Consider the following 13,389-nt stretch of genomic DNA (forward strand, 5'->3'; position numbering starts at 1 on the left):
AACAAAAAATTAGAGCGCCGATCTGATCCAATCAGATCGGAACACGCTCTAAACCGACAGGATATGGTCCGTCAGAGCGCGCGGGCCTTCACGGTGACTGATCAGGATCAAACCCTGCCGCTTTTCAGACAGATGCTTCGCCAGATTCCCGACCACCTGCGCTTCGGTGGCAAGGTCGAGCCCTTCGGTCGGTTCATCAAGAATAAGGATCGGCGCCTCGCGCAACAGGCTGCGCGCGAGAGCGAGGCGTTTGCGCTCACCACCCGAAAGCGTGACGCCACCATCGCCGATCCAGGTATCGAGGCTTTTTGGCAAGGCCTTTACACGGTTAGACAGGCAGGCGGCTTCCAATGCGCCGAAAAGAGCCGCTTCTCGCGCGGCCTGGTTCAAGCCTTTCAAGGCTTCGTCGGAAAAGGCCATCAGCAGGTTGTCGCGGATCGTGCCGGTGATCAGGCCGGCGTCCTGCGGACAGAGTGAAAACTGATCCCGGCTTGAGTGAACCTCCAGACCTTCCACCGTTTGCAATCCCATCAAGGTCTCGATCAGGCGCGTCTTGCCGCTGCCGGAGGGGCCGTCGATGCGCAGGCGCAAGGTGCTGTCGAGCATGACCATTTCCCCCTTGAAGCTGAAAGCCGGCGTCTCAAACACAAGCGGGGCAGAAACCTGCGGCTGGTCGTAGATGTCGGCGACGCGTGCCCGCGCCTGATCGAATCCGTCCTTCTGCGCCACAGCCTTGATCAGGATGCCGAGACTCTCAAAGCCCATGCTGGCGGCCAGGATCGCCAGCGCCATATGCGCCAGAGGCTGGCCCAGGGCAGCCATGGCGACGCAGGCGAGGGCGAGTCCGGTCAGCCCTGTGGTCCAGGCGTTGCTGAGCGCATCCTTGCCGATAACGCGCGTGCGGGCCTCGACCAAGGCGGTCTCCAGCGTCTCAAGTTCAGTCAGCAGAGGCTTGCGCAGATCGTAGGCGCGGATATCCGGCAGTAAGGTCATGAGGGCGAAGAAGCGCGCCTTCACCGCGCCCATGGCCGCCTGTTCCGAAGCGCTGTTATCGTTGATGCGGCGGTGTATCCACACGCTGCCGGCCAGAGCAATGGCCATGAAGACGAGCAGAACAAGGGCGACCCATAGGCCGGCCAGCGCGGTCAAGATCAGGGCCGTCACCATACCGGCAAGGCCGGCGATGGGCGCGCTCTGCATCACCAGCGCGTTTTCGAGGGCGCTGACGTCCTGAATAAAGCGGCTGGAGGCTTCGCCGCGGCTTAAGCGCAAGGTTATTTCCGGCTGCGCGTTGATCACGCGCGTCAGCAGGGCCGGGCGCAGATCGGCCATGGCCCGGAGCGCCGCCGAGTGGCCGGTATAGCGCTCACCATAGCGCAGGATGGTGCGGGTAATGGCAAAGAAGCGAATGGCAGCGCTCGGCAGCAGGTAGTTAAAGCCCTGCGCCAGCAGAACGCCGCCGGCCCCGGCCACCGCCGCCCCGGTCAGGAACCAGCCGGAAATTCCCAGCAGGCTGACAGCGGAAATACTGACACCGGCCGCAAAGACAGCGGTAAGAAACAGGCGTGAGCCGTAGGTCGTTTTGAGGGTTTTGAAGAAATGGGCGAAGGTCATGTGATATCCACCACGAGGTCGGCCAGGGCGCACAGCTTTGGCGAATGGCTGGAAAGGATGACGGTGCGGCCCTTGAACAGCGCCGGCAGCAAACGGATCAGGTCATCTTCGGCGGCTGAGTCGAGATCGGCGGTCGGTTCATCTAGCAGAAGGATCGGCGCCTCTTTCAAGGCGGCACGGGCGAGGCCAAGCTTGCGCCGTTCGCCACCGGACAGGCCGGAGCCGCGTTCGTTGAGATCGTGCAGCAGCGCCTTGTCGCGCGTGGTGACCAACCCTTCCAGATGAAAGTCTGTGATGGCCTGCGCGATATCGGCCTTCGTTGCGGCACGATTGGCCAGGGTCAGGTTGTCGGCGAGGGTGCCGGAGAGTATGGGCGGATTTTGCGACACCCAGGCGATGCTGGCGCTGATATCGCCTGCGCTTTCACCCTTGATCAGGATGTCGCCGGAGATCTTGTGCCCATAGCCAAGTAACAGGCGCAGCAGCGTGGTCTTGCCCGAACCTGTCGGCCCGCGCAGGGCGATAACCTGACCCGGACGGGCGGTAAAGCTGACCGGCCCGATGCGGAAATCGGGATCGTCGGCAAAGCCACAGATCACATCCTGATAGATGATTTCCGGCGCGCTGATAAGCGGCGCGGCAGGTGTGGTTTCCGGCAAAATGTCCAGCGCGATAAGCCTTTGTGTCGCCGCCATGGCCGTTTGTCGATCGTGATAGGCGGCGGCCAAGCGGCGCATCGGCGCATAAACCTCCGGCGCCAAGGCCAGAACGAAGAAGGCGGCCGGAAAGGTCAGGATTTCCGGCGAAGGGAAGGGCAGTTCGCCGAGCAGATAAAAGCCACAATAGATGGCGATCAGTGCCACGCTGAGCGCGCTGAAAAATTCGAGTACCGCCGAGGTCACGAAAGCCACCTTCAGCACCCGCAGCGTCCGTTCGGCGACATCGCGCGCGGCATGGCCGACGCTGCGCACCTGACGCGGCCCAGCTTCGAAGCTGAGGATCAGCGGCAGGGCCTTGATGCGATCGACGAACAGGTTGGACAGCCGGGACAGGGCCTCGAGCTGACGTTTCGACTCGTCGGCGCTGGTCATGCCGAGGATCGCCATCAGTGCGACAAACGGAAGCAGGGTGAGCAGCAAAATACCAGCGCTGACCGGACTGACCACCGCCATCAGGGCAAGCAGGCCCAGTGGCAGGACGCGCGCCTGAAGCTCGCTCTGACTGAACCGGGCGTAGTAGCCTTCGAGCGCCTCGCTGTCTTCAAACAGGGCGTTGAGGCGCGACTGATGCTGAGCGGAGTCGATCCGCCCGGCCAGGGCCTTGCCCATGATATCGAGGCGGATATGCCGGATGATGCTGCGCGCCGCTTTCAGGCTAAGCTTCTGGTTTATAAGGCCTATACCTGCGCGTACAGCCAGCGCTCCGACCGTGACGAGAAGCGCCGGCAACAGGGCGCTGAGTGTCTCGGGGTGGCCGAACAGGTCGCTGACCATATGGCTGAGGCCCCAGGCAAAAGCGGCGATGCAAAGACCTTCCGCCAGACCCAGCCAGCCGGTCAGGCGCAGGGTTTTCGTCTCTGCTTTGGCCCATGCCCGTAACTGTCTCCGCAGCCTGACCTGGCTGTCACCGGTATCGGCTGCGGCGTCAGGGTGCGACATCTTGGATGTTGTGCGGCGCAAAATTAAGCCTTATTGTTTCTATGGTTTTAGCTGTGCCGTTTCCCTTTTGAGTTGAGAAAAAGCATTGCTAAGCGTGAATTTTAGGCGTCTTCATCACCAGAGACGCGAAGTTTTTTAATCGGGGACGACTGATGGACCTCAGTACCGTAGAACTCTCAAGGCTGCAATTCGCCTTGACTGCCATGTATCACTTTCTCTTCGTACCGCTCACCCTTGGCCTCAGCTTCATGCTGGTGATCATGGAAAGCGTGTATGTCCTTACGCGCAAGGAAATCTGGCGCACAATCACCCGCTTCTGGGGGCTATTGTTCGGCATCAACTTCGTTCTGGGTGTGGCAACAGGCCTCACCATGGAATTCGAGTTCGGCATGAACTGGTCGTATTACTCGCACTATGTCGGCGATATTTTCGGCGCGCCTCTGGCGATTGAGGGCTTGATGGCCTTCTTCCTGGAAGCCACCTTCGTCGGCCTGATGTTCTTCGGCTGGGAAAAACTCTCCCGCCCGGCGCACCTGATGGTGACCTTCATGGTCGCGCTCGGCACCAATCTGTCGGCCCTGTGGATTCTTGTCGCCAATGGCTGGATGCAGCACCCAGCAGGGGCTGAATTCAATCCGGCCACCATGCGGATGGAAGTCACCAACTTCATGGAGGTTCTGTTCAATCCGGTGGCGCAGGCCAAGTTCGTCCACACCGTCAGTGCTGGCTACGTGCTGGCTGCGGTCTTCGTGATGGGGGTTTCGGCCATCTATCTTTGGAATAACAAATGGACCAGCGTCGCCAAGCGCTCCATGGCCGTCGCCGCCGCTTTCGGCCTGGTGTCTTCGCTGTCGGTTGTCGTGCTGGGGGATGAATCCGGCTACGCCCTGACCGATAACCAGAGGATGAAGCTCGCCGCACTCGAATCCATGTGGCACACGGAAAAAGCTCCGGCTGGCATCTCGGTGTTCGGTATCCCCAATGTGAAAGAACAGCGCACCGATTTTGACGTCAAGATCCCCTATGTGCTTGGCCTGATTGCCACGCGCAGCGTCGATCAACCGGTCATCGGCATCCTTGACCTGACCGATAAGGCTGAGGCGCGCATCCGTTCGGGTATCATCGCCTATGACGGGGTTGAGAAGCTGAAGTCCAATCCTGAAGATCTGGCGGCGCGTGCGCTTTTCGAGGCTCACAAGTCCGATCTCGGTTATGCCCTCCTGCTTAAAAAATATGTTGCTGACCCGCGGATGGCCACCAATCAGATGATTGTTCAGGCTTCGCTCGACACCATCCCTAATGTACCGGTGATGTTCTGGAGCTTCCGCGTCATGGCCGGACTGGGCTTTGCCTTTATCCTTCTCTTCGCCACCGCCTTCTTGATGGTGACTTTCGAGAAGCACAATAACCGCCTGTTCCTGCTGGCCTGTATCATCGCCATTCCCTTTCCCTGGATCGCCATCGAAGCGGGCTGGGTATTGGCTGAAATCGGCCGCCAGCCCTGGGCGGTGGACGGTGTGCTGCCGACCTTCCTGGGCGCATCCAGCCTGACCAAGGGACAGATCTGGAGCACAATTGTCGGCTTCACCCTGGTCTACGGCATCATGGCGGTTATCGAGATCAATCTGATGATCCACGCCATCAAAAAGGGACCGTATCAGGCCAAGTTCGGCCGGATGCACGATGATCCCGACGTCAGCCCCACCGATGACCCCGCCATGCCCGTTGTCGGCCCCGCGGAATAAGGAGTTACACCAATGGAATTACCTCTCGACTACATGACCCTCAGGGTTATCTGGTGGGGCCTGGTCGGCGTGCTGCTGATAGGTTTCGCCATCATGGACGGCTTCGACATGGGGGTGGCGGCCCTGCTGCCCTTCGTCGCCAAGAACGACTCCGAGCGCCGCACCGTCATCAACACGGTGGGGGCCACCTGGGAAGGCAATCAGGTGTGGTTCATCCTGGGGGGCGGCGCCATCTTCGCGGCCTGGCCCTTCGTCTACGCCGTCAGCTTCTCCGGCTTCTATCTTGCCATGTTTCTGGTTCTGACGGCCCTCATCCTGCGTCCCGTCGGCTTCAAGTATCGCTCGAAGCGTCCGGGCAAGGCCTGGCGCCGCAACTGGGACTGGGCGCTGTTCGCTGGTGGCTTCATTCCGGCCCTGGTCTTCGGCGTGGCCATTGGCAACGTGCTCCAAGGTGCGCCCTTCAGTTTCGATAGCGATCTGCGCGCCACCTATCATGACATGTTCCTGGGCGGCCTGCTTGGCCTGTTCTCGCCCTTCACCGTCCTGTGCGGCCTGACCTCCGTGGCCATGCTGGTGCTGCAAGGTTCGACCTGGCTCGGCCTCAAGCTGGAAAAAGGCATCGTGCGTGAACGCGCCCTGCGCTTTGGCCTATTCGCCGCCCTGGGTGTGATCCTGCTCTTCGCTGCCGGTTACGTGTTCATCCGCTTCTCCGGCCTGGGCTTCACCGTCGTGGGTTCGGTCAATAGCGGTGCCCCGTCCAATCCGATCCATACCGAAGTGGTGCCGGCCGCTGGCGCCTGGCTTAACAACTTCGCCAAGTATCCCTGGATGTGGGCGGCTCCTGTGCTGGGTTTTGTCGGTCCCCTTATCGCCATTGCCGGCCAACGTCTGCGCAGCGACTGGCTGGCCTTCAGTGGCTCGTCCCTGGCGATCGTTGGCATTATCGGCACCGTTGGTTGCTCGATGTTCCCGATCATCCTGCCCAGCACCGTCGACGCGCACTCCAGCCTGCTGGTCTGGAACGCCTCCAGCTCGCACCTGACCTTGTTCATCATGTTGCTGGTGACGCTGGTCTTCCTGCCGATCGTACTGTTCTACACCGCCTGGGTTTACAAGGTGCTGTTTGGCCGGATCAAGACCGAAGACCTGCGCACCAACCCCGATCTCTATTAATCAAACCAGGGAGGCTTTGGCCTCCCTGCCCATCACAGGACTAAGCACATGTGGTATTTTTCTTGGATCTTAGGTGTCGGCCTGGCCGTCGCTGTCGGTGCTCTCAACGGTATCTGGTATGAATTCCATACCACCGATGATCCCGATGCCGAAGACCCCTATATCGACTAGTGACATTTCAGGCTGGCTTCCCCCGCGCCACCTGAATGCTGAGCCGGCCTGATCCTGTCAGGCCGGCTTTTTCATGCCCGCCTGCCTAGAGCGCTTTCCGAAAAGTGTGACGCACTTTTCGGATAAAAAAAAAGCGCGTCAAAATAAAAAATTAGAGCGCCGATCTGATCCAATCAGATCGGAACACGCTCTAGGCGCGCAGGGAATTGACCAGATTGAAGACCATGGTTTTGGCCGGCGCGTCGTGGCCTTCCTGAGCGAGCGCATAAAGGGTCTGCATCACCTCATCGGGGACCGGCGCCACGTGCGCCTGATTGACCACCTCGAAAATGCCCGGCAGCACCAGTTCACGCACCTCATTGTCGTCCACCAGCGCTTCGGTGATTTTCTCGCCTTCGCGTAAGCCTGTGAAGGTGATCTTGATATCCTTATCGGGCTTGAGGCCGTAGAGCTTGATCATCCGCGTCGCCAGATCCATGATCTTGACCGGCTTGCCCATCTCAAGGATGTAAAGGCCGGACTTGTGATCCGGCGTCTTCGCGTTGTTCATGGCGGCGGTGAGCACGAGTTGCACCGCCTCGAAAATGGTCATGAAGTAACGCTCGACTTCGCGGTCGGTCAGGGTGATCGGCCCGCCGCGCTCGATCTGCGACTTGAACAAAGGCACCACGGATCCGGTCGAGCCCAGCACATTGCCAAAGCGCACGACGCAGGCCTGGTGGGTGTCGGAAATCTGCGTGCGGATGAGGTGTTCGGCCAGTCGCTTGGTGGCGCCCATCAGCGACGATGGCGCCACGGCTTTGTCGGACGATATCAGCACCAGTTGCTTGACACCGGCGGCCTTGGCGGCATCGATGACATATTGCGTACCGAGCACATTGGTCAGCACGCTCTCGCTCGGATTCAGCTCGACCATCGGCACGTGCTTGAGGGCGGCGGCATGGAAGATGACGTCGGGCCTCTGCTGCGCGACCAGGGCGGCGATGCGTTCCTTGCGGCGCACGCTGCACAGGAAGGGGCGCGCCCGTTCGCCGGCTCCGTTGTTGGGAAATTCAAGTTTGATCGCGCGGTCAATCTCATAGAGCGCCAGTTCGGAGTGATCGATCAGGCTGACATGTTCGGCGCCAAGCGCCAGCACCTGCTTGCAGATTTCCGAACCGATCGAGCCGCCGGCGCCGGTCACCAGAATACGCTTGCCGCTGTAAAAGCCTTTCAGGCCATCGGTATCAAGCTGGACCTGAGGACGATGCAGCAGCACCTTGAACGACGCCGGATCGCTCGGGTCGGGCAGGGGGATGGTGCCGTTTTTCTTACCAAAGGAGGACAGCCGGGTCATAAACCGAAGCAGTCGATAGTTCAGGCTCATGGATGTCCCTGGCGCGTAATTAAAACTGGAGCGCCGCGACGATTAGGATTATCGCTCGACGCTGGATACTGACAGTGCGTATTGAGCTTGTTATGATCGTTTTATCAAGGCCATAACAAACGAGTGGATCAATTTTTTGCAACCTGACGCATAAGTCTGTGCATGAAGTGGCGAATATGAGGCGCGGGCGATGATCGACGCACTATTTTTCGGCCGTGTGGCCGAGGCGCTGGGGCAGCGCCGGACGCAGATCGACGTGCCTGCCGAGGGCCTAAGCCTGCTCAGCTTGCGCGCACGCCTGTTTATCGGCGATGACGATTCGAAAGTGCTGATGAGCGTCAATCAGGTCATCCAGAGCGGTGACCAGGCTTTACACGATGGTGACGAAGTGGCCTTTTTCTCCGTGTTTTCAGGCGGATGATCATGGCGGATATAGATGTAAAACTCCTGCCTGAGACGCTTGATCCTGTTCAAGAGCATGCGGCGTTTCTAGCGTGTTTCGGGCACCTTGGCGCGGTGACCGCCTTTACGGGTGTGGTGCGTGCAGCGGCGAAGGACGTAATCGTCGATTACCTTTATCTCGACTGGTATCCCGGCATGACCGAGGCGTCGATGCACGCCATTGCCGAGACGGCGGCCGAGCGGTTCGAGATCGCTGCACTGGTGATCAGACACCGTTGCGCCAAGGTGAAAGCCGGCCAGCCGGTGGTGTTTGTGGCGGCGGCGTCATCGCACCGGCGCGCGGCCTTTGAGGCGGTGGACTACATGATGGACCGGCTGAAATCGGAGGCGGCGCTGTGGAAGCGCGAAGTCGGCCCCGATATCGACCACTGGATCGAACCGACCGGCAAGGACGCCGAAGATTTGCAACGCTGGAGTAAGCCATGAGCCTGTCGCATCTCGATGAAACCGGACGCGCCCGCATGGTCGATGTGTCGGATAAGGCTGTGACGGCGCGTATCGCCAAGGCGCAAGGGAAGCTGGTCTGCGCGACCGAGACGTTGGCGCTGGTGATCGAGGGGCGAACGCCGAAAGGCGCGGTGATATCCACCGCCGAACTGGCCGGCATCATGGCCGCCAAGCAGACCTCGAACCTGATTCCGCTGTGTCATCCCCTGGCGCTGAGCAAGGTGGCGGTGGTGATTGCGGTCAATCATGATCTGCCGGGCTTCGACATCACGGCCGAGGTCAAAACGACCTCGCAGACCGGCGTCGAGATGGAGGCCCTGACGGCGGTCAGCGTGGCCGGACTCACGCTTTATGACATGCTTAAGGCGGTCGACAAGACCATGCGGATCGAAGGTATTGAGGTCACGGCCAAGAGCGGCGGAAAGTCGGACTGGTAGCCGTTACCAGCCCGTACTGGGGAGAGGCCGCACTAGTAATCCTTTGAATATCTGAGGCTCGCTGCAGTGCCGGCATTACCGGTTTGCGACAGAATACTCAAGCTGCGCGACAGGGCGATCTCAAGCTGTGTGGCCATGAAGCCCTTGGTGTCGGTCACGATCTCGACATAGACATTGTTGGTCAGGTACTTGCCCGCTGCGAGCGACGTGCCGCGGCCGGTCGCGGTATCGGCCCCTATGATGCGCAGACGGTCGATACCGGTGGCGGACTGGAGCGCGCCGAGGGGATTGAGGTAATCCTTGCCGCCATTGAGGCCATTGACCGCCGAGGCCAGTTGCAGCGCTTCGGTGGCCGAGATGTTGGCCACGCTTTCGCCGAACAGCATCCGTGACAGGATTTCATCCTGCGGCAGGGCGGGCGTGGAGGAGAAGGCGATATCCGGACGCTGCGCCGAGCCTGTCACCTTGATGGTGCCCTTGATATCCTGCAGATCGGCGCTGGCGCTCAGGCTGATTTCCGGATCGGTGACGGGGCCGCCATCGAAGGTGATGGTGCCGGAATCGATGTCGAAGGAGCGACCGGCAAAGGTATAGTTGCCACGCACGACCTTCATTTCACCGACAATGCGCGGGTCGCGCGTGGTGCCGTTGACGCGCAGGCGCGCCGACCATTCCGAAGCGAGCCCCATGCCCGAAACAAAAATCTGGTTATCGGCGCGGACCTGAATATCCAGACGCCAGAGGGCGGGCAGGGTATCGGCTGTCGCCACAGCATTGGCGTTTTCACCCTTGCGGCGCACGCCATCGAGCACGGCTACCTCAGCGGCGGTCTGCTTAAGGATGGTATATCTGAGTTGCGGCAGACGCAGATTGCCCTTGATCAGCGCGCCGTCCGTTTCGTTGTTCGTGATGTCGAGCGTGCCGGAAACCGTCGAGTTGATCGCTTGACTGCGCGCCAGGCGGGCATTGCTGAGATCAACATGAACCATCATCGGGAACTTCTGCGCGGCGGCCAGACTGATCCAGCCATTGCCTTTGACCGTGCCTTCGCCGGCGCGTCCGGAGAAGCTGGTCAATTCAAGCCGGTCATTGGTGAACTTGCCATCGAGCGCGATGCTGGTGACGCGCGTGCCGAAATCCTCGTTGTCATAGGTCAGGCTGGTAGCCTTGATGACGCCGTTGAGGTGCGGATTGCTGAGTTGACCGGAGACGTCGGCGGCGATGGCGATGGCGCCGGAAAGCTGCTGGCGCGGCATGCCGGTTAGCGAGAACAGTACCCCGGACGGGCCGTTATAGCGCACGCCTCCGCTGATCTGCGCGGCGTTGATATCGGCGATCCAGTCCCCGCCGGCGGCAGGCGACAAGGCCATCTGGGCGCGGCCTACCGCACTGTTGCCTTGCCGGATCAGGGCATGGACATAGTTGTTGGTCGGGCTGCGATCCGGATCGAGGCGGGCATCGAGCACAATATCGACCGGCGATGACACCACGGCAGCACTGGCGCGTGAGAAGCGACTGATCTTGAGGTTGGCGCGGGCGGTTGGGAAGGCATTGCCAGCCTGGCTGAAATCGACGGCGCCGGTGACCGTACCGGTCAGGCCCAGATCCTGCTGGATCAGATTGGCCAGCGACAGGTCGAGACTATTGAGGCGGGCCTGCGCCTTGAGGGTATCGCCAAAACGACCGGACAGATCGATGCTGCCCTGTGACAGCACGACCTTGACCGGCGCCAGCACCCAGTCATCGCCGCTTTTCTTGATGACCGCCGGATGATCGAGATGGAAGGGCAGGTCGTTGGCCTTGCCTTGCGCCGCGAAGGTATAGACGTTCGGCGCAAGGGTGCCGTTGATGGCGATGTTGAACGGTACGTCCTTCTTGCCGGTGGCGACGGCTTGCACCGTGCCGCGTTCGCCGGTCATAGCCACCTTGGCGCGGCCGGTGGCCAGAACCAGATCCTGATAGCGCATATCGGCCATCTGGACATCGGCAGTGAGCTGCATCTGGTCGTGCAGCACGATATTGGCGGCGATGATGGCGCGGCCGATATGGATTTTCATGTCACCGGGAATATTGACGTCATTGCCCGTGGCCTTGACCACAGCGGCCTGATCGCCCCCCTGACTGCTCAGGTCCGCCGTGCCCTTGAGGCCGGAGCCGCTGATCGCCAGCGTGCCGGAGAAAGGACCTGAAGACTCTTGCGTCAACAGACCGGAAGCGTCGATGCCGGCGAAGGTCGCCTTGTGGATATCGATGCGCAGGGGCGAACCGGTCATGACCAGGGCGTCGGCATTGAAGGGACCATAGGCCGTGCCGCCATCGGCGAGCAGGGCGAAGCCTTCCGGCGTGCTGGAAAGGCGCGCCGTCACATCGACCATCTTCACGCCAAGGCCTGGGTGGGCGGCCTTGATGACGGCATTGGGGTGATCGAGCGTGCCCGAGGCCACGGCTTCGAGCGGGCCATAGTCGAGCGAATTGGCCCTGGCGTTCAGGTTGATCGCGCCGTTTTTCGTCAGGGTGCCTGAGGCGCTGATCAGGGTGAATTTCGGCGCCTTGCCGGTCAGGTTGGTCAGGGCCACGGTGCCGTTCTCGCTGTAGGCATAGCCGCCGGAAAGCTTGGCATTGCCACCCAGAACGCCTTGCAGGCTGTCGCTGAGCTTCGTCGTCTGGGCATTGGCGCTGCCCTTGACGCTGACCCGGCTATGATTGAGCGCCACATGTGCGGTGGTCGATAGATTGACCGTACCGACGTCTTCGACCGGGTAAGCGTTGAGATTGGCCTTCACATCGGCGGCGAATAGGCTTTTGGCAAGATCGCCGGTCAGGGTGGTGGTCGCCTTGATGCGGTCGGAGGTAACGCGGATCGTATTGCTGGAGAGCTTGCCGTCCTCCAGACGGACCTCGCCATCAAGTTTCAGATGCGTCAGCAGCGGATCGACCTGAGAGGCTATACCGGTCAGGGAGGTCAGTTCGGCCTTGACCGGCACGATGACGCCGGTCTCGGTCATGCGGCTGCGCCCCTTGGCGGCAAAGCTGGTGAGCTTTATGCCCGCCAGATCGAAGCGCTTGGCGGCAAGGTCATAATCGATGCGCGGCGTCTTGAAATCGCCATCAACCAGCAGATCGGCGTGCAGGTTGGACGCCGTGAAATCCTTGCCCAGCACGTCCGGCTTGAGCAGTCGGGCATGCAGTTCGAGCTTGCGGAAATGGTTCGAGGCGAGATCGACCACACCCTTGGCGTCGATGCGCAGGGCGTCGGTCGAGAGCGCTACCACGCTGTCGAGCGCGCGGTTTTTCAGGGTGGTGGTCAGATCGACCTGCACAGCCGGGCGCAGCAGAGCCACGGTGTCGCCGGTCAGGATCTGGTCGGGATGGGCTGTGCCCGTGACATGGAAGACTCCGCTTTGCGCCACAACGCCAAGATCGAGGAGGTTGTCAGGACCGAAATTGGCCACCGCGCGGCCATTCCACTGTTTCCAGGTGCCCTTGCCGCCCAGATTGGCGGTGAAAGCTTTGTCGAACTTGAGCAGGGTGGCGGCGATGCCCGTGGCCGGTGCATCGAGATCGGCCATGATATCGAGCTGATTGGTATTTGGCGCGGCATCGACCACAAGCTTGAGGTGATCGCCTTTTTCGCTAAGCGCCAGGGCGTCGATCTTGATGCGCTGGCGCTTGAGGTGCGCCTGACCGTTGAGCACAATCGTATGCGCTTCACCCATGACCGCCTTGTCGAGCACCAAAGCATCGATGCGCAGGCGGTTGATATCTATATCGAGGTCAGGCAGCAGCGGACCATCGCTTTTGGGCGTATCGCTCGGATTGAGCACTGGCTGGCGCAGGACTTCGATCTTCGGCGTCGAGACATCGCGGATATCGACGTGCTTGTTGAGATAGCCGAAGGGGCGCCAGTCAAGGTGAATTGCCGGACTCTGGATGAAGGTGCCCTTGAGGTCCTTGACCTTGACGTCATGCAGGGTCATCTCGCCGTAAAGCGAGCCGTCGATGTCGCCGATCTCGATCTGCAGACCGGAATTGAGCTTGATGCCGGTGGCCAGTTCGATCAGCAGGCGACGGCCCGGCGGTGTGTTCAGCCCGGCCAGAAGCGCGCCGATCAGGACGGTGAAACCTAACAGGATAAAGGCGATATTACGCGCCACGCGTGACCAGCTAATATCGCGCCAATCGAAGGGCTTACGCGGTTGTTTCGGCGCGGGGGCTGGCGTTTCGGATTCGGGCGCAAAATCGGGCTCAGTCTGCGGCAAGCCTTCCGGCGCGACAGAATCAACAGGCGGCTTTGGTGTGCGGGGTTTACGAGCCAT

The 13,389-nt window shown here is 60.7% G+C and carries 10 protein-coding genes; 6 read left to right on the plus strand and 4 right to left on the minus strand.

Going from position 1 to position 13,389, the window contains the following annotated elements; all coding sequences use genetic code 11:
* Nucleotides 1-48: 48 nt before the first annotated feature.
* Together B060_RS24445 and B060_RS0112725 are read right to left on the minus strand one after the other, a co-directional pair.
* Entirely contained in the window at nucleotides 49-1,614 is a 1,566-nt protein-coding gene (locus B060_RS24445) for an amino acid ABC transporter ATP-binding/permease protein (RefSeq protein WP_018082174.1), read from the minus strand.
* Nucleotides 1,611-3,293, minus strand: a complete 1,683-nt coding sequence (locus B060_RS0112725; protein WP_236621535.1) for an ABC transporter ATP-binding protein/permease — start codon at nucleotides 3,291-3,293, stop codon at nucleotides 1,611-1,613. Before B060_RS0112725 ends, B060_RS24445 begins: the two co-directional genes overlap by 4 nt.
* Nucleotides 3,294-3,424: 131 nt before the next feature.
* Here B060_RS0112725 and B060_RS0112730 point away from each other — a divergent pair, with 131 nt between their 5' ends.
* Genes B060_RS0112730 through cydX form a run of 3 tightly spaced genes read left to right on the plus strand, consistent with a single transcriptional unit; the run spans nucleotide 3,425 to nucleotide 6,361 of the window.
* A complete protein-coding gene (locus tag B060_RS0112730; protein ID WP_026172804.1) occupies nucleotides 3,425-5,017 on the plus strand; it encodes a cytochrome ubiquinol oxidase subunit I in 1,593 nt (530 codons plus the stop codon).
* Between the two features lie 12 nt (nucleotides 5,018-5,029).
* Nucleotides 5,030-6,190: a cytochrome d ubiquinol oxidase subunit II gene (cydB, locus tag B060_RS0112735; protein ID WP_018082177.1), complete on the plus strand. Its 1,161-nt coding sequence runs from the start codon at nucleotides 5,030-5,032 to the stop codon at nucleotides 6,188-6,190.
* Nucleotides 6,191-6,238: 48 nt separating this feature from the next.
* Nucleotides 6,239-6,361 carry a cytochrome bd-I oxidase subunit CydX gene (cydX, locus tag B060_RS0112740; RefSeq protein WP_018082178.1) on the plus strand — a complete coding sequence of 41 codons (123 nt, stop codon included), beginning with the start codon at nucleotides 6,239-6,241 and terminating at the stop codon, nucleotides 6,359-6,361.
* A 190-nt stretch (nucleotides 6,362-6,551) separates the two neighbouring features.
* On the opposite strand, the gene B060_RS0112745 is transcribed toward cydX, so the two are convergent.
* A complete protein-coding gene (locus B060_RS0112745; protein WP_023447249.1) occupies nucleotides 6,552-7,727 on the minus strand; it encodes a polysaccharide biosynthesis protein in 1,176 nt (391 codons plus the stop codon).
* Between the two features lie 190 nt (nucleotides 7,728-7,917).
* On the opposite strand from B060_RS0112745, the gene B060_RS0112750 reads away from it, so the two are divergent.
* From B060_RS0112750 to moaC, 3 genes are read left to right on the plus strand one after another with little or no spacing between them, the layout of a single operon-like run.
* Nucleotides 7,918-8,148, plus strand: a complete 231-nt coding sequence (locus B060_RS0112750; RefSeq protein ID WP_018082180.1) for a MoaD/ThiS family protein — start codon at nucleotides 7,918-7,920, stop codon at nucleotides 8,146-8,148.
* 2 nt (nucleotides 8,149-8,150) lie between these two features.
* On the plus strand, nucleotides 8,151-8,615 hold the full coding sequence (locus B060_RS0112755) for a molybdenum cofactor biosynthesis protein MoaE (protein ID WP_051081079.1): 465 nt from the start codon (nucleotides 8,151-8,153) through the stop codon (nucleotides 8,613-8,615).
* Nucleotides 8,612-9,073 (plus strand): cyclic pyranopterin monophosphate synthase MoaC, encoded by a 462-nt coding sequence (moaC, locus tag B060_RS0112760; protein WP_018082182.1) that lies wholly within the window; start codon nucleotides 8,612-8,614, stop codon nucleotides 9,071-9,073. The genes B060_RS0112755 and moaC overlap by 4 nt, the downstream gene beginning before the upstream one ends.
* A 32-nt stretch (nucleotides 9,074-9,105) precedes the next feature.
* Here the strand turns inward: moaC and B060_RS0112765 are convergent, their stop codons facing one another.
* Entirely contained in the window at nucleotides 9,106-13,389 is a 4,284-nt protein-coding gene (locus B060_RS0112765; RefSeq protein ID WP_018082183.1) for a translocation/assembly module TamB domain-containing protein, read from the minus strand.

Origin of the sequence: Asticcacaulis benevestitus DSM 16100 = ATCC BAA-896 (genome assembly GCF_000376105.1) — a bacterium.
Taxonomy (GTDB): Bacteria; Pseudomonadota; Alphaproteobacteria; order Caulobacterales; family Caulobacteraceae; genus Asticcacaulis; species Asticcacaulis benevestitus.

Excerpts from the sequence above, each read along its gene's own strand:
- B060_RS24445 (WP_018082174.1), bottom strand. The coding sequence starts at position 1,614 with ATGACCTTCGCCCATTTCTTCAAAACCCTCAAAACGACCTACGGCTCA.
- B060_RS0112730 (WP_026172804.1), top strand. The coding sequence starts at position 3,425 with ATGGACCTCAGTACCGTAGAACTCTCAAGGCTGCAATTCGCCTTGACT.
- cydB (WP_018082177.1), top strand. The coding sequence starts at position 5,030 with ATGGAATTACCTCTCGACTACATGACCCTCAGGGTTATCTGGTGGGGC.
- cydX (WP_018082178.1), top strand. The coding sequence starts at position 6,239 with ATGTGGTATTTTTCTTGGATCTTAGGTGTCGGCCTGGCCGTCGCTGTC.
- B060_RS0112745 (WP_023447249.1), bottom strand. The coding sequence starts at position 7,727 with ATGAGCCTGAACTATCGACTGCTTCGGTTTATGACCCGGCTGTCCTCC.
- B060_RS0112750 (WP_018082180.1), top strand. The coding sequence starts at position 7,918 with ATGATCGACGCACTATTTTTCGGCCGTGTGGCCGAGGCGCTGGGGCAG.
- B060_RS0112755 (WP_051081079.1), top strand. The coding sequence starts at position 8,151 with ATGGCGGATATAGATGTAAAACTCCTGCCTGAGACGCTTGATCCTGTT.
- moaC (WP_018082182.1), top strand. The coding sequence starts at position 8,612 with ATGAGCCTGTCGCATCTCGATGAAACCGGACGCGCCCGCATGGTCGAT.
- B060_RS0112765 (WP_018082183.1), bottom strand. The coding sequence starts at position 13,389 with ATGGCTCGTAAACCCCGCACACCAAAGCCGCCTGTTGATTCTGTCGCG.